Below are 17,182 nucleotides of genomic sequence, written 5' to 3'. Positions count from 1 at the left end.
GGGGTGTTGGGTGCGGTGGGGTATTAGCTCTGTTGTACCAACGAGGTGTCATCCCCGCGAAAGCGGGGACCTCTGTTTCCTATCTTTCCACCCCAAAACGGAGGTTCCCGCTTTCGCGGGAATGACACCGAGAAATTTAAGAAATTGGAGCATGGGACGGCTCCGAACCCCTCACCCTGAACATTCTTCTGGACGAAGAATGATCTGTCCCTCTCCCTCAAGGGGCGAGGGGGACTCCGCTGTTATCCGTCGCTCTAAGGCGTGACCGTCGGTTCTGTGCTTGGCGTCGCGGGAGTGCCGCGCGTGCCGCATTGGACATTGGCGAGGGCTTGTTCGAAGCGGGCGCGCATGGCCTGGTGGGGCGGGGCGAGGCGGACGAGGACGAAGAGCCTGTCGCTGGCGGATTCGACCACGAGCAGGCCTTCGGCGATGTCGAGTTGCTGTTGGGCGAGCAGGCGCGTCTGGGCGGCGTTGAAAATGCCCAGTTCCAGGGTCTGGCCGATGCCGTCGCGGTTGGTGGTGGAATAGATGATGATGCCGGCCTGGTTGAAAATGGCCACCGACCAGAAGGCGTCGGGCATCATGCCGCTCATATAGGCGGGGCCCTGACTGAGATCGACCTGGCACACGGCATAGGCGAGATCGGGATCAAGCCCGAGCGGGTTGGGCTGGCCGGGTTCGGCCCTGGGCAGCACCAGCATGCGATTGGTCGCGCCCAGCGCCTCGATACGGGTCCACACGGTTTCCCTGGCAAGGGCGGGCAGGGTCAGGATCACCACGATATGGATGATGCCGCCCAGCACGGCGCCGGCCAGCAGCCAGAGCAGGGTGCGGATCATGCGCAATCCTCCCGCTCGATGGCGGGCATATTATTGGTGCTGCCGTTGAGGCCCGAGAAAACCGTGGTGTCGTAGAGGGTCAGCACCAGGCCGAACGGGCCGGTACCGGTGAGTTCGAGCCAATTGCCAGGCATGAGACTGGTGCCGACATTGAGCGTGATGGCGCCATCATTGGCGCGGGCCAGGCTATCCGAGCGGATGGCGGCCTGGTCGTCGGGCGCGGCAATATTGATGCCGTCACTATCCACCGCATAGAGCGTCCAGAAGGTGGCGAGGGGCGTCGTGCCATTGAGGTGGTACGTGCAATTGCGGGTGAGCGGTTCGCCGGCGCTGTCGGTCGTGGCGGTGAACTGGATGCCTTCGCTGAGGCCTAATTGCAGCGATGCCGCGCGGGCCAGATGGGCGCGGGTATAAGGATTGGGCTGCCCTGAGCCGACATCGGGCCAGGCGCTCCAGGGGCCGACCTGCGCGCCGCCGAACAGGCGTCCATCATTGAGCGCATGCCAGGACAGGCCAAAGCCGGTGCCCAGGGCGACTGCAATCATCAGCAGGAGGTGAATGACGAAACGCAATGAAGAGCCGGCCTCGATGGTGGCGGGGGACCTCGTCCACCCTCGACGATCACTAGGCTATATCAACCATGGTGTGGTGGAGAAAGTGTGAATTGCACCCTCCGTTCCCACGCCAATGCTCTGGACAAGCCGGGCGCCACCCGGTATTTTTTATGTACGGCCAGAGGCGGCCGGCAGCCCGCGTCCAACCAGGACATGGCGAACGCCTCCCACCAGACTTCCCTTACGTTTCACCGTCAGGCGAAGATGTCGGCAATGCGGGCGCTGACCAGAATTTCGCCGGGACGAAGGAACGATCATGCGCGATTATCGCGATGCCAAAGCCATGGCCAAGACCATGCGGGAAGAATTGGCCACCAACAACATCACCATCAGCCACAGCCAGGCGCTGGAAATCGTGGCGCGTCAGCTCGGGCTGGCCAGCTGGAATATCCTGTCGGCGAAAATCGAGGGCGCCGAAAAGCCTGATGCAATCGCCTTTGAGCAGGCAGTGCCCATCGTGCGCATCTTCGATGTCGCCAAGGCGCACGAATTCTATCTGGGCTTTCTCGGGTTTTCGGTGGATTGGGAACATCGCTATGGCGAACAATTCCCGCTCTATACCCAAGTCTCGCGCGGCGGGCTGCGGCTGCATCTGTCCGAACATTCCGGCGATGCATCGCCAGGCGGCAATATGATCGTTTATATGGCAGGCATACAGGCCTTTCATTCAGAACTCAGCGCCCAGAACTATCGCTACATGAAGCCGGGGCTTGAGGATGAGGGAACGCGGCTCGAAGTGAGCGTGACCGATCCGTTCAATAACCGTATTCGGTTTGTGGAAGTGAAGGGCTGACCACAAGGCAGCGCGGGAGACTGCATTGGGGCCGGCGTTCCCAGTAGACCTCATCCTGAGCTTGTCGAAGGATGAGGTCGTGGCACACATGCCTCCACTCGCGCGACCTCGTGGTTCGACAGGCTCACCATGAGGTCTCTCAAGCATTGGCAGAGTTTACAGCCCAGCGCTCGACCCGGGTACGGCTGCCTGATTGTTGATCGGGGTGGCGGCGCGGAGTTCGCCCTGGAACAGGCCGGCCAGGTCGAGCAGTTTGCGGGCGGCGCCGGGGGTGAGGGTTGGCGGGCGCTGGGCGATTTCGACCTGCTCTTCGGCGGGATCTGCGGCGGCGACCATGGTTTGGGTGGGGACGAAATCGACGCCGAAGACCGGCTTGATGTCGATATTGGTGTGGGCATAGGCCATGAATTTCTGCCAGGCCATGGCGGGCAAGGTGCCCCCCGTCAGAGTCTTGGTGGGATGGTAATCGTCATTGCCGAACCACACGGCGGCCACGTAATTGCCGGTAAAGCCGCAGAACCAGGCATCGCGATAGGATGAGGTCGTGCCCGATTTGCCCACGACCGGGACGCCGGGCACATCGGCGCGGCGGCCGGTGCCGCCGGTGACCACGCCGCGCAGCATGGAATTCATGCCGGCGACGGTGGTTTCGCTGAGCAGGCGCTCGCGCGAAGGATTGGGATCGGCCTCGAACACCAGTTCGCCATTGAGCGTCGACATGCGGGTAATGCCATAGGCCGGGGTCTTGAGCCCGTCATTGGCCAGCACGGCATAGGAGGAGGCCATGTCGAGCACCGAAACCGAGGCGACGCCCAGCGCCAGCGAGCGGGTGACGGGGTAATCGGCGCGCAGGCCCATGCGGTGGCTGAGCGCGGCTATGGGATCGCGGCCGGTCTTGATCGACAGGGTCACGGCGACGGTGTTGAGCGATTGGGCCAAGGCGCTTTGCAGGGTCACCGTGCCCTTGTAGTTGCGGCCGTAATTCTGCGGGCACCAATCGCCGATGCAGACGGGGCGGTCGGTGATCGTATCGGTCGGCTTGAGGCCGAGCTGTTCCATGGCTTCGGCATAGACGAAGACCTTGTAGGCCGAACCGGGCTGGCGGGTGGAGACGATGGCGCGATTGAACTGGCTTTTGCCATAGTCAGTGCCGCCCACCAGGGCGCGCACCGCTCCGCCGGTATCGGTGACCACCATGGCGGCCTGCGACACGTCATATTGCTCGCCGTTTTCGCGCACGGTGGAGGTGATGGCCTCCTCGGCATATTTCTGCAGCGTGGTGTCGATGGTGGTGCGGACGATGAAATTGTTGGAGGCGTGGCGCGTGGTATCGATGATTTTCTTGGATTCTTCGAATGCCCAATCGAGGAAGTAATTCGGCGAATTGGCGTCGGCGGTGCGATCGACAGGAGTGGCCGGATGGCGGCGGGCCGCGGTGACCTGGCCTTCGGTCAGGAACCCGGCGGCAACCATGTTGGAGAGCACCAGGTTTGCCCGGCCGCGGGCGGCGGCGAGATCGACATGGGGGGCATAGCGGGTGGGGGCCTTGAACAGGCCCGACAGCATGGCGGCTTCGGCCAGGTTAATGTCCTGCACCTTCTTGCCGAAATAATAGTCGGCCGCCGCCACGACGCCGAAATTGCCGCCGCCCATATAGGCGCGGTCGAAATAGAGTTTTAGAATATCATCCTTGGAATAATGCCATTCGAGCCAGACGGCGAGGAAGGCCTCGATGATCTTGCGCTCGATGGTGCGCTCGGAGGAGAGGAAGAGGTTTTTCGCCAGCTGCTGGGTGATCGAGGAACCGCCCTGGGTGGAGGCGTCGCCCTGGGCATTGTTCATCAGCGCACGCAGGGTGCCGACCACATCGATGCCGAAATGATCGTAAAAGCGGCGGTCTTCGGTGGAGAGCGTGGCCTTGATCAGGTAATCGGGCATGTCCTTGAGGGCGACGGAATCGTCGGAGCGGATGCCGCGGCGGCCGATCTCGGTGCCGAAGCGATCAAGGAACACCACGGAATAGTTTTCCGCCTTGTTATACTCGCCCGAAGCGGTGGCGTCGAAAGCGGGCAGGGCAAGCGCTGTCATCAGTACCGCGCCGATGGCGCCGAAGGAGAAGGCGTCGGACAAGATTTCGACGAAGAAACGTTTGATACCGCTGACGCGGAACACCGACATGATGTCCTGGAACCTGGTCCAGCCCCGGCCCAGTCCCTGCCAGAAGTCGTAGAGCGAGGAATCCAGCCACGCATCGGCCGCCAGCATGGACGACTTCCTGGGCCGCTTGTCTTTCGTGTAGAACGGATCCTGCACCGCTTGGTCCCCGGCTGCGCCTGTGGCTGAGTGATGTCTGGCCAAAGCGCTGAATGCAACTCAATCGCTGGAATATGATTGCCAATAATGGCGTATAAGAGCGAACCGGCAATACCATGCCGCATGTCAGGTTAAGATGGCCTTTTGGGAAGAAAAAACACTCGAGCAGATGAGCGAAGCGGAGTGGGAATCCCTCTGCGACGGCTGCGGGCGCTGTTGCCTGATCAAGCTCGAGGACGAAGACAGCGGCATCCTGATCACCTCGGATGTACGCTGCAAGCTGCTGGACGGGGATAGCTGCCATTGCACCGACTATCCCGGACGGCAGGCCAAGGTGCCCGATTGCATCAAGCTGACGCCGCAGAATGTCACCGAGATCAAATGGATCCCCACCACCTGCGCCTATCGCCGCATTGCCGAAGGCAAGGGCCTGGCCTGGTGGCACCCGCTGGTGTCGGGCGATCCGCAGACGGTGGTGGATGTGGGCGTGTCGGTGTCCGGGCGCACGTTCCTCGAAACCGACGTCGCGCCTGATACGTGGGAAGAGCATGCGGTGGACTGGCCGGAATGGGAACCGCCGGAACGGATTTAGCTGCGGACGAAGGCGAGAAGCGGGCCGAAATCGTGCTGGTCGGCGGCTCGCAGGGCGGCGAGATAGGCCTGCCGGGTTGCGCCGGCGGAATCCAGGCTATGCTGTCCCCAAGTGAAGGCGTCTTGCCCGAGTTGCCGGCACATCAGGTCCGCGGCCAGGCGTGTATGCCGGCCGTTCCCATTGGTGAAAGGATGAATAAGGACCAAGCCATGATGGAATCGGGCCGATAGTTCGTCGGGTGCATAGGTTTGGTGGCCCAACCAATAGGCCACATCGGCCAGGAATTGTTTTAGCCTGGTGGGGATTTCATGGGGCAAGACGCCAATGTTGGTTTCGCGCACGCGTAATTTACCCGCCCAGGACCAGACATCGCCGAACATGCGCTGATGCAACCGCAGCAGATAGCGTTCTGCGGTCAGGTCTACGCGGCTGCGCAATGCCCATGCGCGCCCGGCCAGGATATTCAGTTGCTCGGCCTCGTTGAGTTCTTGTCGCGTGGTGATCCAGGATAGCCGCAGGCCTTTCTGGTCCTCTGGCGGTAACGGGATTGAACCAAGCGGCCCTGCAAAAATGTCCGTCATTTTCGGGACCACAGGTCTCGCTCAGAAATGTGATCTTCGATGTAGTCGGCAATCTGCTGTTGCAGTTCACTGGTTACCTGCTGATCCTCTAGTGCCATTGTGTGAGCAACGCCGGTGATGGCAATTCTTGCAAGGGTCTCGGCTCGTTTCGCCACGAAAGTTTCCAGCGAGGAGTTGGGGACAAGGGCATAGACCAGGGTGCAGTCCATGGCTCTGCCTACACGTCGAAGCGTATCGAGACTAATGCCACCACTGGCCTCCGCCTTTTCCATGTCATCCACCGACTGCGATCGAACACCGAGCATATTTCCAAGCTGAGCGGACGATAGGCCAATCGAGTTCCTGAGTGCACGTATCCAGCCCTTCGCGGGCGGCTGGTGTTGAGCGGCGGGCTGAAAGGTTTCAAGTTTTTTGTCTAGACCATGTCTGGCTCGCTGCAGGTTACGATTCCAGGCCATTTCGATACCTCCACCAGGCTATGGCCTGGTCCTTTGTAGGAATATTCCAGGTTATAACCTGGCATCATGCATATTAAAACCAGGTTATAGCCTGGTTTATGATAATTTAAAACCAGGCTATGGCCTGGTTGCTATGCTCTCTCCAGTTTGGACCTGTCACAAGCCTTAACCCCCGGTTAACCATGTTGTGGCCTGATCGCTGGCGCTGTTGTAGGTGCCCGGGACAGGCGACGATATGACCGATGCGGTGATTGCCAAGGATAGTGCTGAGCATTTCTGGGGCGGGGTGCGGATGGCGCTGGGGGCCTTGAGGCCCGTGCAACAGGAGCGGGTGCCGGCATATGGGCAGGCAGCGATTGCCCGCCAGATCGGCATGAAGCCCAGGCTGGGCGCGCGGATCGAAGAGGAATTGACCAGGGCCTGGCAGGCTTCGGCCGAGGCCGGAGTGTCGATGAGCCTGCTGGTGATCGAGATTGACCGTTATCGCGAATATTTCGCCTGTTATGGCAAGGGCGCGACCGACGATTGCGTCATGACGGTGATGCAGGCCATTGCAGACGTGCTGCCGCATGATGATGATACCTGCCTGCGCATGGGACGCGCGACTTTTGTGGTCGCGCTGCCGGATATGCCGGTGCTGATGGCGCGGACGCTGGCACAGAAGATCGCCAAAGCTATTCGGGGGCAGGGGCTGGCGCATAAGGAAAGCCATGCGGGGACGGTGACCGTCAGCGTGGGCCTGGCGGTGAGCAATCCACAGGGTGGATATGACCGGACATTTTTCGAGGCCGGTGCGCAGGCGCTGAAAAAGGCGCAGCGCAGGGGCATGGGGCGGCTGGAAGTGGTGGATTTGCGGCCGGCACAGGAGCAGCGGCGCAAGGCTGCTTGACTGGTTTCACCCGCCTTACTCCAAAATCGTGAACGTGGATGACCTTCAGCATGGATTCCGGCCTGCGCCGGAATGACCCCGTGCGTGGGCGGCTTCTGCTCGTTCCGAGGTTGCGTCATTGGCCCTGAGCCATTATGAGGGCCGTCCCTCGCGCCGCCGGGCGTGGTTCCCATGATGGATGGCTCCGATGACCCTTGCTTGCGGCCTCGACTTTGGCACGTCCAATTCGACCATGGGCCTTGCCGGTGCTGATGGGGTGCCGCGCCTGCTGCCGCTCGAAGATGGCAGGCAGACCATGCCCAGCGTGCTGTTCTTCAGCTTTGAGGATCGGAGCACTCATTTCGGGCGGGGCGCGATTGCCGAATATGTGGCGGGGGCGGAAGGCCGGTTGCTGCGCTCGCTTAAAAGCGTGCTGGGCACGGCCTTGTTCGATGACGGCATCAGGGTGGGCGCAAAATCCTATCGCTTCGATGATATCCTGGGCATTTTCGTCGCCGAGCTCAAGGCGCGCGCTGAGGCAGAGGCCCGTGCGCCGCTCGAGGCGGTGGTGGTGGGTCGGCCGGTACACTTTGTCGATGACGATGCGGCGGCGGATGCCGAGGCACAGCGGCAGCTCGAACTGGCGGTGCGGCGGCAGGACTTTGCCCATGTCGAGTTCCAGTTCGAGCCGATTGCGGCGGCGCTGGATTATGAGCGGCAGGTGACGGCAGAGCGGCTGGCGCTGATCGTCGATCTGGGTGGCGGTACGTCGGACTTTTCGGTGGTGCGGGTATCACCCGAGCGGGCGCGGGCGGTGGAGCGGGGCGGGGACATTCTGTCGACGGCCGGGGTGCATGTGGGCGGGACCGATTTTGACCGGCTGCTGTCCATGGCCAAGGTGATGCCCCAATTGGGGCTGGGCAGCGAGACCAAGGACGGCAAGCGCTATTTGCCGGTGGCGCCCTATTATGACCTGTCGACCTGGCACCGCATCAACCGGCTCTATAATGCGCAGACGCTGCGCGACCTGCGCGGCACGCGGCGGGAGGCGCGCGAGGCCGACAAGGTCGAGATCATGATCGAACTGATCGAGGATCGGCTGGGGCACCGGCTGGTGGGCGCGGTCGAGGCGACCAAGATCGCGCTTTCGGATGTGCAGGAGACGCAATTCCAGTTTGCCGTGCGCGCGCAGCAGGTGGAAACCAGCATGACGATCAAGGACTTGACGCAGGCGCTGGAGCATTCGGTGGCGCGCATTGAATCAACCATTGCGGAGACCTTGCTGCGGGCAGGGGTGGCGGCGGGGAACATCGATAGCCTGATCCTGACAGGCGGCTCGACCCAGGTGCCTGCCATTGCCAATCGGCTGCGGACGCTGTTTCCCACGTCCGAGCTGGTGCGCACCGACGTGCTGGGCAGTGTGGGGCTGGGACTGGCGCTGGATGCGGCGCGCAAATTCGGGCCTGCATATCCGGCATAGTTCCCATGCAGGAACGGCGGGGGGCGGCCACACCTTGGCCATGCGATGAATGAAAACTGAATAAGCAGTTTGCAGCCAGTTCATCTGCGGTCTGGCATGTGTTCGACCAACACTTCATTCCACCGCCCCACGGACCTGCTGGCCAGGGCATGAACATATTGTCGAGGAACAAAATGACCTTGTTCAAGACCATCGCTGCCTTGGCCCTGACCATTGGGCTTGCCGCACCTGCCGCTGCGCAGGATCTTTCGCCGGTCGGCACCTGGCAGACCACGACCGGGGAATCGCGCTTTGCCGTCAGCTATTGCGGGGACGGCACCCAGCTCTGCGCCAAACTGACCTGGCTGCGCCGCGACGCACGCAAGCCGGAAAACGTTGCCATGCTCAACCAGCTGGTGGTCAACGGCGCCAGGCCCGCCGGCGCAAACAAATGGCGCGGTACGGTGAAATATGACGGCCAGACCGTTGCAGGCTCGGTCACGCTGGTCGATGGGGACAGCATGCGGCTGTCAGGATGCAAGCTGATCGCCTGCCAGAGCGTGGATTTCGTTCGGCGGTAGGGTTCGCGTTTCGCTGAGGGTTCAGGGCCTCGCTCCGGTTGGAGCGGGGTTTTTTGTGTTTGGGTCTACTCTTGGATCAAGCGAGCCCCGATCCGGTTCCCTCCCCCTTGTGGGGAGGGAGGCAGATCGTGGCACCCAAGCCTCCACGCGCCCGACCTCGTGGTTCGACAGGCTCACCATGAGGTCTCACGAGGCAGCAAAAACCATCTGACTTATCCAACTTATCCCCGCGTCACGGTGGTCATCTATAGTTCAGGCATGGTCGGAAAAGTGGGTCAGCCAAGACCCTCCGGCGGCGCCCGGCGCGCCCCATTCTAGCGAGGCATCGATGGACGGTTTGAATACAGCCCATGAGGTGGACTGGGCTGCGGTGCAGCGCGACCACGAACACAATAACGGCACCCAGAAAGAGATCTGCGCGCGCCACGGCATCACCATTGCCCAATTGCGGTTTCGCCGCGAGCGGCAGGGCTGGCGTCTGCGCAGTACCCGCGACGTCGATTTGCGGCTCCTGATCAATCGCATGCTGCGCGTGCTGGAAAAACAAGTTCGCAACCTGGAGAAGACAATGACCGAGCCGGTCGACAAGAGCGCCGCTTTGCTCGGCACCATGGCCAAGACCCTGGAAAAGCTGATGGAGCTGGAAACGGCCAATCGCGGCCGCCAACCGGCCCAGAAAAAGGAAATGAGCGACCTGCGCAACAAACTGGCCCAGCGAATTGAACAGCTCAAGCACCGATGACTATGGCGACCTGCTGGCAACGCTCAGCGACGAGGAAGTCGCCTCGCTGATGTTTGATTGGCCGCTATGGGCCGCTCCGCATCAGACGCCGCCCGAAGGCGACTGGACCACCTGGCTGTTGATGGGTGGGCGGGGCGCGGGCAAGACGCGGGCGGGCGCCGAATGGGTCAGGGGACTGGCCGCGCAAGGCATCGGCCCGATCGCGCTGGTGGGCGAAACGATTGCCGAGGCGATCGCCATCATGGTGCAGGGGGAAAGCGGCGTACTCCGCGTCCACCCGCACAACGAACAGCCAAAATTGCGCGACAACCGGCTGATCTGGCCCAATGGGGTGGAAGCCATGGTGCTTTCCGCCAGCGACCCCGAACGGTTTCGCGGCCCCCAATTCGCCGCTGCCTGGGCCGACGAGATCGGCAAATGGCCAAGGGCGGACGAGGCGTGGGACATGCTGCAATTCGGCCTGCGGCTGGGCGACAGGCCCCGCCAGATGGCGACCACGACACCGCGCCCGACCAGGTTGATCAAGCGCTTGCTGGGTGATCCGCTGACTGTGGTGACCCGGATGCGCACCGACGACAACCGGTTTCTGGCGCCGCAATTTCTCGATGCCATTGTCGGGCGCTATCGCGGCTCGGTGCTCGGGCGGCAGGAACTGGATGGGGAACTGATCGAGGACTTGCCCGATGCGCTGTGGCAGCGGGCGATGTTTGTGCCGGTGAGCGGCGTGGTGCCGGAGCGAATTGTGGTGGCGGTCGATCCGCCGGTGACGGGGACGGCGAAATCGGATGCTTGCGGGATTATCGTGGCCGGCCGGGTGGGCGAGGGCGCTGTGGTGCTGGAAGACCGTACGGTCAAGCCAGCGCCGCCGCTGGTCTGGGCGGAGCGGGCGGTGGCGGCGTTTCATGCCCATGGGGCGGATGCCATCGTAGTCGAGGTCAACCAGGGCGGGGACCTGGTCAAGGCGGTGATCGAGCAGATCGATGCCAATGTGCCGGTGCGCGCTGTGCGGGCCAATCGCGGCAAATGGCTGCGGGCCGAGCCGGTGGCGGCGCTTTATGGGCGTGGGCTGGTGCGGCATGTGGCGGGGCTGACGGCGCTGGAGGACGAGATGTGCGGCTTCGGCGCCGATGGCAAAAGCGGTGGGCACTCGCCGGACCGCGTGGATGCGCTGGTATGGGCGGTGACGGAATTGCTGCTGGATGGGACGAGACCGCGGGTGCGGGGGATTTAGCCTTTCATCATCGGGCGCCTTCCTTCTCCCCTTGAGGGAGAAGGTGCCCGAAGGGCGGATGAGGGGTCTCTTTCTGCATGTCTGGCATGGGAGAGCTTGTGCCATTCGAGCATAGCTCTCATGGCCTTCTCCCCTCAAATCGCTCCACTGGAGCGATTTGCCCTACGGGACGGCTCGAAGCCCCTCACCCTGGCATTTCTGCTGAACGCAGAAATGCCGTCCCTCTCCCTCAAGGGGCGAGGGTTGACGACCGATGGGCCGGATCGGTCCGGACTAGACAAGGATCAAAAACATGCCGAACTGGATCAGCCGCCTTTTGGGCGGCGGAGCGAATGCGCCTGTCGAAACCAAGAATTTTGCCGGGCATACACTGATGAGCCTGAGTTCCCTGGGGCCGGCCAATTGGAGCCAGCGGGGATTTGCCAGCCTGATCAATCAGGGGTTCGCGCGCAATCCGGTGGTGTATCGCTGTGTCAGGTTGATTGCCGAGGCGGCCAATCGGGTGCCGCTGGTGGTGAGCGAGGACGGCAAGAGGCTCGACGAGCATCCGCTGGCGGACCTGCTCAGGCGGCCCAATGGGCGCCAATCGGGCGGGGAAATGCTCGAGGCGGTCTATGCCTATCTGCAGACGGCGGGGAATGCGTATCTGCAGGCGGGGATTGTCGAGGGGCAGGTGCGTGGGCTGTTCTGCCTGCGGCCGGACCGGATGAAGGTGGTGGCGGGGGCTGATGGGTGGCCCGTGGCTTACGACTATACGGCCGGCGGGCGGACCATGCGGCTGCGCCAGGACAGTGACCCGCTGCCCAATGTGCTGCATATGGCGCTGTTTCATCCCATGGACGACCATTACGGCATGGCGCCGCTCGAGGCGGCACAGACCAGCCTCGATATCCACAATGCGGCCGGGCAGTGGAACAAGGCGCTGCTCGACAATGCGGCGCGGCCCTCTGGTGCGCTGGTCTATTCGGCGGGCGGCGGCAATTTGACCGAGGAGCAGTTCGAGCGGCTCAAGAGCGAGCTGGAACAGGGCTTTGCCGGGGCGGCCAATGCGGGGCGGCCCATGGTGCTGGAAGGCGGGCTGGACTGGAAGACCATCGCGCTGACGCCGCGCGACATGGATTTCATCGAGGCCAAGCATGCGGCCGCGCGCGACATCGCGCTGGCCTTTGGCGTGCCGCCCATGCTGCTCGGCATTCCGGGCGACAATACTTATGCCAACTTGGCCGAAGCCAACCGCGCACTGTGGCGGCAGACCCTGGTGCCGCTGGTGGTGCGGGTGGCGGAGGAATTGAGCAATTGGCTCTCGCCGGCCTTCGGCGGGGCGGTGGTCATGCCCGATTTCGATGGGGTGGAAGCGCTGGCGGAAGACCGCGCAGCGCTGTGGGAACGCGTGGGGAGTGCCCCGTTTCTGAGCGACGCAGAGAAGCGGGCGATGGTGGGGCTTTAGGCCTCAGCTCCCCAGAGGTTGGGATGGCGCGAGTCCATCGCACGATTGAGTAATACCGCTCCGGCTATGCAACCTCGACATAGGTCGGACATTAACTGCATAGCAAGTTAACTTGATTTAACGTGACATATTACGCGCTGTATGACTTCTAATAACTATATGGGCTGGGGGAGGACGGCGCCACAAAGGCGGCGACCGGCTTGGAGATAGGAAAAATGAGTACAGACCGCATCATCATTGTGGAGATAGTCAGGCACCGCGACAGTGGCTTGCTTCTTGGTAAGAGCGAGCAAATGAGGGGTCTCTATGTCCATGCTCGTTCAATAGAGGAACTTGAGCGTCGGATTCCACTCGCCATCAAGGAAATGCTTGAGGCCACGGGTGAAAAAAACGTTCAAGTGCTTCCATTTGAGGATGAGATACCAGAGGCATTCGTCGCCTCCGGTGAAACCCGCAAGTTTGCACTGGCCGCCTGATGACCGCCGATGAGTACCGTGCTTGTATCAAAGCATTAGGGCTCACGCCGATCAGACCCTCCTACGAAGGCGCGACCATCCACGAAGACCGCGAAAAACAACTCATTCGAGTCATTGATCCAGATGACCTGACCGATCAAGAACGAAGGGACGTATACAACGTCCTCAAGCTCCGGATGGGTTTTACCGACCATTAATACCAGCCCGCCGCAACCCGGCGGGCTTCTTGCTTTCAACGCTGCCACCGCCCCTGCTGCGACCAAAGCCCCCGGCCCCCGGGGGCTTTTTCTTTGCTGGAGGACACCATGGACGAGCTTACGCGCACCGTCATTGAGCGGGGGGATCTGGCGCATTTGGCGCTGTTTTTGTGGGCGAGTGGGGCCAGTGCGCTGCTGGTGTGGAGCCTGCGGGAAATGGCCAAAGTGAATCAACACTTCAACGACTTCGTGCAGGAGACCGCGAACTTGAATCGACTGTTCAGGAAGGATGACTAAGCCCATGGCCAGTAAACCAAATCGGGAGAATGCGCAGCAGACTTTCCGGCAATTTGCCTGGAACCTGGCGGGCACTTTGGCCGGGCCCAAGCCGGGCGGCAAGAGCGCGGCCAAGCCGGCGGGCAAGCGCTGATGGGACCCATTCGCATCGATGGCGCGGGGCGGTTTTCCGGCTATGCGAGCGTGTTTGGCCGGGTCGATGCCGGGGGCGATATCGTCATGCCGGGGGCCTTCGCCAGCAGCCTGGCGCGGCGGCGCGATCGGATCCGGATGCTGTTCCAGCATGACCCCAAGGAACCCGTGGGCATTTGGGAAACCATGGGCGAGGACAGCCATGGGCTGTTCGTTTCCGGGCGGCTGGTGCCAGGCGTGGAGCGCGCCGATGCGCTGAAGCGCCTGATCGAAGGCGGGGCGCTGGACGGGCTCTCGATCGGCTTTCGCACCGTCAAGGCCACGCGCGAAGCCGGCAAGCGCAAGCTGTGGGCGATCGATCTGTTTGAAATCTCGATCGTGACTTTTCCCATGATGGAGGACGCGCGGATTGCGCCCTCATCTCTTTCGACCGGCGCCGCAATCGCGGCGGCGACGCAAACCATCCGCAACCGATAAGGACATTTGCATGACCAACAGCAACGACGGCCTTGAAACCAAGGCCGGCGCGGGGAGCGATATTGGCGCTCTCTTCGCCGAATTCTCCCATGCCTTCGAAGAATTCAAGGCGACCAACAACCAGCGGCTGGGGGAACTGGAAAAGCGTGGTTCGGCCGATGGCCTGCTGGAAGGCAAGCTGGACCGGCTTAACGCCGTGCTCGATGGCCAGAAGGCAGCGATGGACCGCGCGCTGATTGACCGTGCCCGCCCGCTGCTCGATGGCAAGGCTGCTGTGGCCGAAGGCGAATATAAGGATGCGTTTTCCTCCTATGTGAAGCGCGGCGAGGAGAAGGCGCTGTCCATCGGCGTCGGCGCCGATGGCGGCTATGTGGTGCCGGGCGAAACGGAAAGCGAGATCACGCGGCTGATGACGGCGGTGTCGCCCATTCGCGCCATTGCCGGGGTGCGGCAGGTGTCGAGCGCGGTCTATAAGCGGCCGATTTCGGTGACCGGTCCGGCAGTGGGCTGGGTGGGTGAGACGGCGGCGCGGCCGGTGACGAACTCGCAGACGCTGGCGGAGCTGAGCTATCCCACCATGGAGCTCTATGCCATGCCGGCGGCGACTTCGGCATTCCTCGACGATGCGGCTGTCGATGTGGGCCAATGGATTGCCGAGGAGGTGAATGCGGCTTTTGCGGCGCAGGAAACCACGGCGTTCGTCAGCGGCGATGGCGTCAACAAGCCCAAGGGCTTCTTGACGGCGACCAATGTGGACGAGGCCAATTGGAGCTGGGGCAATCTGGGCTATGTCGCGACGGGTGCTGCAGGCGCGCTGCCGGCCGCCAATGCCAGCGATGTGCTGATCGACCTGGTCTATGCACTCAAGGCGGGTTACCGCCAGAATGCATCCTGGGTGATGAACCGTAAGGTGCAGGGCGCGCTGCGCAAACTCAAGGATGCCGACGGCAATTACCTGTGGCAGCCGGCGGCCACGGCCGATGGCAAGGCCCGGTTCATGGGGTTTGACCTGGTCGAGGCCGAGGACATGCCGAACATGGCGGCGGACTCGCTGTCGGTGGCGTTCGGCGATTTCCGGCGCGGCTATCTGATTGTCGACCGCCAGGGCGTGAGCGTGCTGCGCGATCCGTTCAGCAGCAAGCCGTATGTGCTGTTTTATACGACGAAGAGGGTCGGCGGCGGGATTGCGGATTATGACGCGATCAAGCTGCTCAAATTCGCCGCCTCGTAAAGTCCGTGATCCTGGCCAGCTAGAGCGAAGGCCCTGTGCTCCGGTGCTCACGTACTTAATGTACGCTCCGCTCCGGTGCTCGGGCCTTCGCTCCATCTGACTCAGGCTGACGGACTTCCCTTCGCGGCACGGTGCCCACCTAACGGGTCACCCAAGCTGACTCCGCGCACCAAAATCAAAAGGCAAAACAATGATTTCCTATCTTCTCGCTGGGCCCGCGGAGGAGCCGGTTTCGCTTGTCGAGGCCAAGGCGTTTCTCAAGGTCGATGACACTGCCGAGGACGGGCTGATTACGACGCTTATTGGCGCGGCGCGGCTGCATGTGGAGGGGGTGACGGGGCGGGCGTTGCTGGCGCAGAGCTGGCGGGTGGTGCTGGATGCCTGGCCGGAGAGCCGGGTGGTGAAGCTGCCGGTGAGCCCGTTCATTTCGGTGACCGAAATCAATGCGGTGGATGGAGCGGGGGCGTTGCATGCCATTTCGCTGGCGCAGTTTTTTGGGGAGCCGGACCGGCTGCTGCTGCCGCGCTCGGTGGAGGGCATGCCGCTGCTGCGGGAGCGGCAGGGGATCGAGATCGATTATGTCGCGGGGTTCGGGACTGAGCCCAGTGATGTGCCGGCCGATATAAGGCAGGCGCTGCTGGTGCTGGTGGGATATTGGTTCGAGCATCGCGATGCGGTGATCGTGGCGGGGTCGGGGGCTGTGGTGCCGTCCGGGTTTGACCGGCTGGTGGCCGGGCATAAGCGGGTGCGGCTATGAACGAGCGCATTCCCCCGATTGGCACGCTGACCGATAGGGTGCAGCTGCGCCGGCGCGAGATGGTGGTCGAGGACGAGGCGGGGCATGGTGTGCTTTATGTGCCGCTGGCCAGCGCCTGGGCGCGAGTGCGCAGCCTGTCGGGGCGGCACGATACCAGTGCCGATGGGCGTGGTGTGGCGATTTCCCATGTCGTGGTGTTGCGGTTTCGCAGCGATATCGGAACGGGGGACCGGATCGTCTATCGCGGACGAAATCTGGACGTGGTGGGCGCGGCCGACCTCAATGGGCGGCGGGCTTATCTGAGCTGCACCTGCAGCGAAACCAGTTTTACGGGGTAGGCCATGCATCCGATCGTGGCGCTGCAGGGCGCATTGGCGAGCGCGCTGGGGAGTGATGCTGAGCTGGTCGCGATTATCGGGGCCAATGGGGTGTTCGATGCGCCGCCCAAGGGACGCGCGGCGCCCTATGTGGTGATCGCGCGCCATGACGTGGTGCAGCGCGATGGCGATGAGACGCCGGGGCAGGAGCATCGGGTTTTGGTGCATTGCTGGGGTGATCAACCCAGCCGGAAGCGGGCGCTGGCGATTGCCGAGCGGGTGGTGGCGGTGGCGGGCCTGGTGAGCGCTGCGGGGCTGGTGGTGAGCCATGCCGGGCATGTGCGGACCGATACGATGATCGACCGGGATACGGGGCTGGCGCGGGCGGCGGTGACGTTGCGGTTTTTCAGTGAGGCGGGGTAGAGCCGCCGCTGCCGCCAACTCACTGCATCCCTTGGACTTGACCCGAAGGCCTCTGACAACTTGGTGCATTCTTCGAGTGGTCCTCGGGTCAAGCCCGAGGGAGATGCGGTGGGTGGGCGAATGTGAGCCAGCAACGAGTTTGGCATTTTCTTGAAAGGACCAAAACATGGCCGCTCAGAGCGGGAAGAATATGTTGCTCAAGCTCGACCAGAGCGGGGCGGGGAGCTTTTTGACGGTGGCGGGGCTGCGCACGCGGGCGCTGTCGTTCAATGCCTCAACGGTGGATACGACCGATCAGGAAAGCGCCGGGCGCTGGCGGGAATTGCTGGCGGGGGGCGGGATCAAGCGGGCTTCGGT

At 62.6% G+C, this 17,182-nt stretch carries 23 protein-coding genes; 18 read left to right on the top strand and 5 right to left on the bottom strand.

Annotated features, from left to right (window positions below; translation table 11 throughout):
* Positions 1–254: 254 nt before the first annotated feature.
* Both FF80_RS14415 and FF80_RS14410 read right to left on the bottom strand, forming a co-directional pair.
* On the bottom strand, positions 255–839 hold the full coding sequence (locus tag FF80_RS14415) for a hypothetical protein (protein WP_035101836.1): 585 nt from the start codon (positions 837–839) through the stop codon (positions 255–257).
* On the bottom strand, positions 836–1,411 hold the full coding sequence (locus FF80_RS14410) for a DUF1214 domain-containing protein (RefSeq protein ID WP_052153605.1): 576 nt from the start codon (positions 1,409–1,411) through the stop codon (positions 836–838). The genes FF80_RS14415 and FF80_RS14410 overlap by 4 nt, the downstream gene beginning before the upstream one ends.
* Positions 1,412–1,709: 298 nt before the next feature.
* Here FF80_RS14410 and FF80_RS14405 point away from each other — a divergent pair, with 298 nt between their 5' ends.
* Entirely contained in the window at positions 1,710–2,246 is a 537-nt protein-coding gene (locus tag FF80_RS14405; RefSeq protein ID WP_035101833.1) for a glyoxalase superfamily protein, read from the top strand.
* 156 nt (positions 2,247–2,402) lie between these two features.
* Here the strand turns inward: FF80_RS14405 and FF80_RS14400 are convergent, their stop codons facing one another.
* Positions 2,403–4,511, bottom strand: a complete 2,109-nt coding sequence (locus tag FF80_RS14400) for a PBP1A family penicillin-binding protein (protein ID WP_052153604.1) — start codon at positions 4,509–4,511, stop codon at positions 2,403–2,405.
* A gap of 184 nt (positions 4,512–4,695) precedes the next feature.
* On the opposite strand from FF80_RS14400, the gene FF80_RS14395 reads away from it, so the two are divergent.
* A complete protein-coding gene (locus FF80_RS14395; RefSeq protein ID WP_035101830.1) occupies positions 4,696–5,151 on the top strand; it encodes a YcgN family cysteine cluster protein in 456 nt (151 codons plus the stop codon).
* On the opposite strand, the gene FF80_RS14390 is transcribed toward FF80_RS14395, so the two are convergent.
* Together FF80_RS14390 and FF80_RS14385 are read right to left on the bottom strand one after the other, a co-directional pair.
* A complete protein-coding gene (locus FF80_RS14390) occupies positions 5,148–5,732 on the bottom strand; it encodes a mobile mystery protein B (RefSeq protein WP_035101828.1) in 585 nt (194 codons plus the stop codon). The two genes, FF80_RS14395 and FF80_RS14390, sit on opposite strands and share 4 nt — an antisense overlap.
* On the bottom strand, positions 5,729–6,190 hold the full coding sequence (locus tag FF80_RS14385; protein WP_035101827.1) for a mobile mystery protein A: 462 nt from the start codon (positions 6,188–6,190) through the stop codon (positions 5,729–5,731). The genes FF80_RS14390 and FF80_RS14385 overlap by 4 nt, the downstream gene beginning before the upstream one ends.
* A gap of 235 nt (positions 6,191–6,425) precedes the next feature.
* On the opposite strand from FF80_RS14385, the gene FF80_RS14380 reads away from it, so the two are divergent.
* From FF80_RS14380 to FF80_RS14310, 16 genes are all read left to right on the top strand, one after another.
* A complete protein-coding gene (locus tag FF80_RS14380; RefSeq protein WP_035101824.1) occupies positions 6,426–7,079 on the top strand; it encodes a diguanylate cyclase in 654 nt (217 codons plus the stop codon).
* 187 nt (positions 7,080–7,266) lie between these two features.
* A complete protein-coding gene (locus FF80_RS14375; RefSeq protein WP_348270331.1) occupies positions 7,267–8,538 on the top strand; it encodes an Hsp70 family protein in 1,272 nt (423 codons plus the stop codon).
* 173 nt (positions 8,539–8,711) lie between these two features.
* Positions 8,712–9,098 carry a DUF2147 domain-containing protein gene (locus FF80_RS14370; RefSeq protein WP_035101820.1) on the top strand — a complete coding sequence of 129 codons (387 nt, stop codon included), beginning with the start codon at positions 8,712–8,714 and terminating at the stop codon, positions 9,096–9,098.
* Positions 9,099–9,426: 328 nt separating this feature from the next.
* Positions 9,427–9,840, top strand: coding sequence for a hypothetical protein (locus FF80_RS14365; RefSeq protein ID WP_035101817.1), 414 nt, complete (start codon positions 9,427–9,429; stop codon positions 9,838–9,840).
* Between the two features lie 49 nt (positions 9,841–9,889).
* Positions 9,890–11,071: a terminase family protein gene (locus FF80_RS14360; protein WP_035101846.1), complete on the top strand. Its 1,182-nt coding sequence runs from the start codon at positions 9,890–9,892 to the stop codon at positions 11,069–11,071.
* A gap of 292 nt (positions 11,072–11,363) precedes the next feature.
* Positions 11,364–12,518, top strand: coding sequence for a phage portal protein (locus FF80_RS14355; RefSeq protein WP_035101815.1), 1,155 nt, complete (start codon positions 11,364–11,366; stop codon positions 12,516–12,518).
* Positions 12,519–12,733: 215 nt separating this feature from the next.
* Positions 12,734–12,994, top strand: coding sequence for a DUF1902 domain-containing protein (locus FF80_RS14350; protein ID WP_035101813.1), 261 nt, complete (start codon positions 12,734–12,736; stop codon positions 12,992–12,994).
* Positions 12,994–13,191, top strand: a complete 198-nt coding sequence (locus FF80_RS14345; RefSeq protein WP_035101812.1) for a hypothetical protein — start codon at positions 12,994–12,996, stop codon at positions 13,189–13,191. The genes FF80_RS14350 and FF80_RS14345 overlap by 1 nt, the downstream gene beginning before the upstream one ends.
* Positions 13,192–13,299: 108 nt before the next feature.
* Complete coding sequence (locus FF80_RS14340; RefSeq protein WP_035101810.1) at positions 13,300–13,488, top strand: hypothetical protein; 189 nt, start codon at positions 13,300–13,302, stop codon at positions 13,486–13,488.
* 4 nt (positions 13,489–13,492) lie between these two features.
* The gene (locus FF80_RS22350; protein WP_280113910.1) at positions 13,493–13,621 is read left to right on the top strand and encodes a hypothetical protein; all 129 of its coding nucleotides are present in this window, start codon (positions 13,493–13,495) and stop codon (positions 13,619–13,621) included.
* Positions 13,621–14,097, top strand: a complete 477-nt coding sequence (locus FF80_RS14335; RefSeq protein WP_035101808.1) for an HK97 family phage prohead protease — start codon at positions 13,621–13,623, stop codon at positions 14,095–14,097. The genes FF80_RS22350 and FF80_RS14335 overlap by 1 nt, the downstream gene beginning before the upstream one ends.
* 10 nt (positions 14,098–14,107) lie before the next feature.
* Positions 14,108–15,328, top strand: a complete 1,221-nt coding sequence (locus FF80_RS14330) for a phage major capsid protein (RefSeq protein ID WP_035101806.1) — start codon at positions 14,108–14,110, stop codon at positions 15,326–15,328.
* Positions 15,329–15,518: 190 nt separating this feature from the next.
* Complete coding sequence (locus FF80_RS14325) at positions 15,519–16,085, top strand: phage head-tail connector protein (protein ID WP_035101803.1); 567 nt, start codon at positions 15,519–15,521, stop codon at positions 16,083–16,085.
* On the top strand, positions 16,082–16,423 hold the full coding sequence (locus FF80_RS14320; protein ID WP_035101800.1) for a phage head closure protein: 342 nt from the start codon (positions 16,082–16,084) through the stop codon (positions 16,421–16,423). Before FF80_RS14325 ends, FF80_RS14320 begins: the two co-directional genes overlap by 4 nt.
* A 3-nt stretch (positions 16,424–16,426) precedes the next feature.
* Entirely contained in the window at positions 16,427–16,825 is a 399-nt protein-coding gene (locus FF80_RS14315) for a DUF3168 domain-containing protein (protein ID WP_035101797.1), read from the top strand.
* A gap of 166 nt (positions 16,826–16,991) precedes the next feature.
* On the top strand, positions 16,992–17,182 hold a 191-nt coding region (locus FF80_RS14310; protein ID WP_035101839.1), incomplete at its 3' end, for a phage major tail protein, TP901-1 family.

It is taken from the genome of Devosia sp. LC5 (genome assembly GCF_000735585.1).
GTDB lineage: Bacteria > Pseudomonadota > Alphaproteobacteria > Rhizobiales > Devosiaceae > Devosia.
Note: the sequence above shows the minus strand (reverse complement) of the source record. Positions and strands in the feature narration are given on the sequence as shown.

Bases quoted from the DNA above. Each gene is read 5' to 3' on its own strand.
- FF80_RS14415 (WP_035101836.1), bottom strand. From the start codon at position 839: ATGATCCGCACCCTGCTCTGGCTGCTGGCCGGCGCCGTGCTGGGCGGC.
- FF80_RS14405 (WP_035101833.1), top strand. From the start codon at position 1,710: ATGCGCGATTATCGCGATGCCAAAGCCATGGCCAAGACCATGCGGGAA.
- FF80_RS14400 (WP_052153604.1), bottom strand. From the start codon at position 4,511: ATGCTGGCGGCCGATGCGTGGCTGGATTCCTCGCTCTACGACTTCTGG.
- FF80_RS14395 (WP_035101830.1), top strand. From the start codon at position 4,696: ATGGCCTTTTGGGAAGAAAAAACACTCGAGCAGATGAGCGAAGCGGAG.
- FF80_RS14390 (WP_035101828.1), bottom strand. From the start codon at position 5,732: ATGACGGACATTTTTGCAGGGCCGCTTGGTTCAATCCCGTTACCGCCA.
- FF80_RS14385 (WP_035101827.1), bottom strand. From the start codon at position 6,190: ATGGCCTGGAATCGTAACCTGCAGCGAGCCAGACATGGTCTAGACAAA.
- FF80_RS14380 (WP_035101824.1), top strand. From the start codon at position 6,426: ATGACCGATGCGGTGATTGCCAAGGATAGTGCTGAGCATTTCTGGGGC.
- FF80_RS14375 (WP_348270331.1), top strand. From the start codon at position 7,267: ATGACCCTTGCTTGCGGCCTCGACTTTGGCACGTCCAATTCGACCATG.
- FF80_RS14370 (WP_035101820.1), top strand. From the start codon at position 8,712: ATGACCTTGTTCAAGACCATCGCTGCCTTGGCCCTGACCATTGGGCTT.
- FF80_RS14365 (WP_035101817.1), top strand. From the start codon at position 9,427: ATGGACGGTTTGAATACAGCCCATGAGGTGGACTGGGCTGCGGTGCAG.
- FF80_RS14360 (WP_035101846.1), top strand. From the start codon at position 9,890: ATGTTTGATTGGCCGCTATGGGCCGCTCCGCATCAGACGCCGCCCGAA.
- FF80_RS14355 (WP_035101815.1), top strand. From the start codon at position 11,364: ATGCCGAACTGGATCAGCCGCCTTTTGGGCGGCGGAGCGAATGCGCCT.
- FF80_RS14350 (WP_035101813.1), top strand. From the start codon at position 12,734: ATGAGTACAGACCGCATCATCATTGTGGAGATAGTCAGGCACCGCGAC.
- FF80_RS14345 (WP_035101812.1), top strand. From the start codon at position 12,994: ATGACCGCCGATGAGTACCGTGCTTGTATCAAAGCATTAGGGCTCACG.
- FF80_RS14340 (WP_035101810.1), top strand. From the start codon at position 13,300: ATGGACGAGCTTACGCGCACCGTCATTGAGCGGGGGGATCTGGCGCAT.
- FF80_RS22350 (WP_280113910.1), top strand. From the start codon at position 13,493: ATGGCCAGTAAACCAAATCGGGAGAATGCGCAGCAGACTTTCCGGCAA.
- FF80_RS14335 (WP_035101808.1), top strand. From the start codon at position 13,621: ATGGGACCCATTCGCATCGATGGCGCGGGGCGGTTTTCCGGCTATGCG.
- FF80_RS14330 (WP_035101806.1), top strand. From the start codon at position 14,108: ATGACCAACAGCAACGACGGCCTTGAAACCAAGGCCGGCGCGGGGAGC.
- FF80_RS14325 (WP_035101803.1), top strand. From the start codon at position 15,519: ATGATTTCCTATCTTCTCGCTGGGCCCGCGGAGGAGCCGGTTTCGCTT.
- FF80_RS14320 (WP_035101800.1), top strand. From the start codon at position 16,082: ATGAACGAGCGCATTCCCCCGATTGGCACGCTGACCGATAGGGTGCAG.
- FF80_RS14315 (WP_035101797.1), top strand. From the start codon at position 16,427: ATGCATCCGATCGTGGCGCTGCAGGGCGCATTGGCGAGCGCGCTGGGG.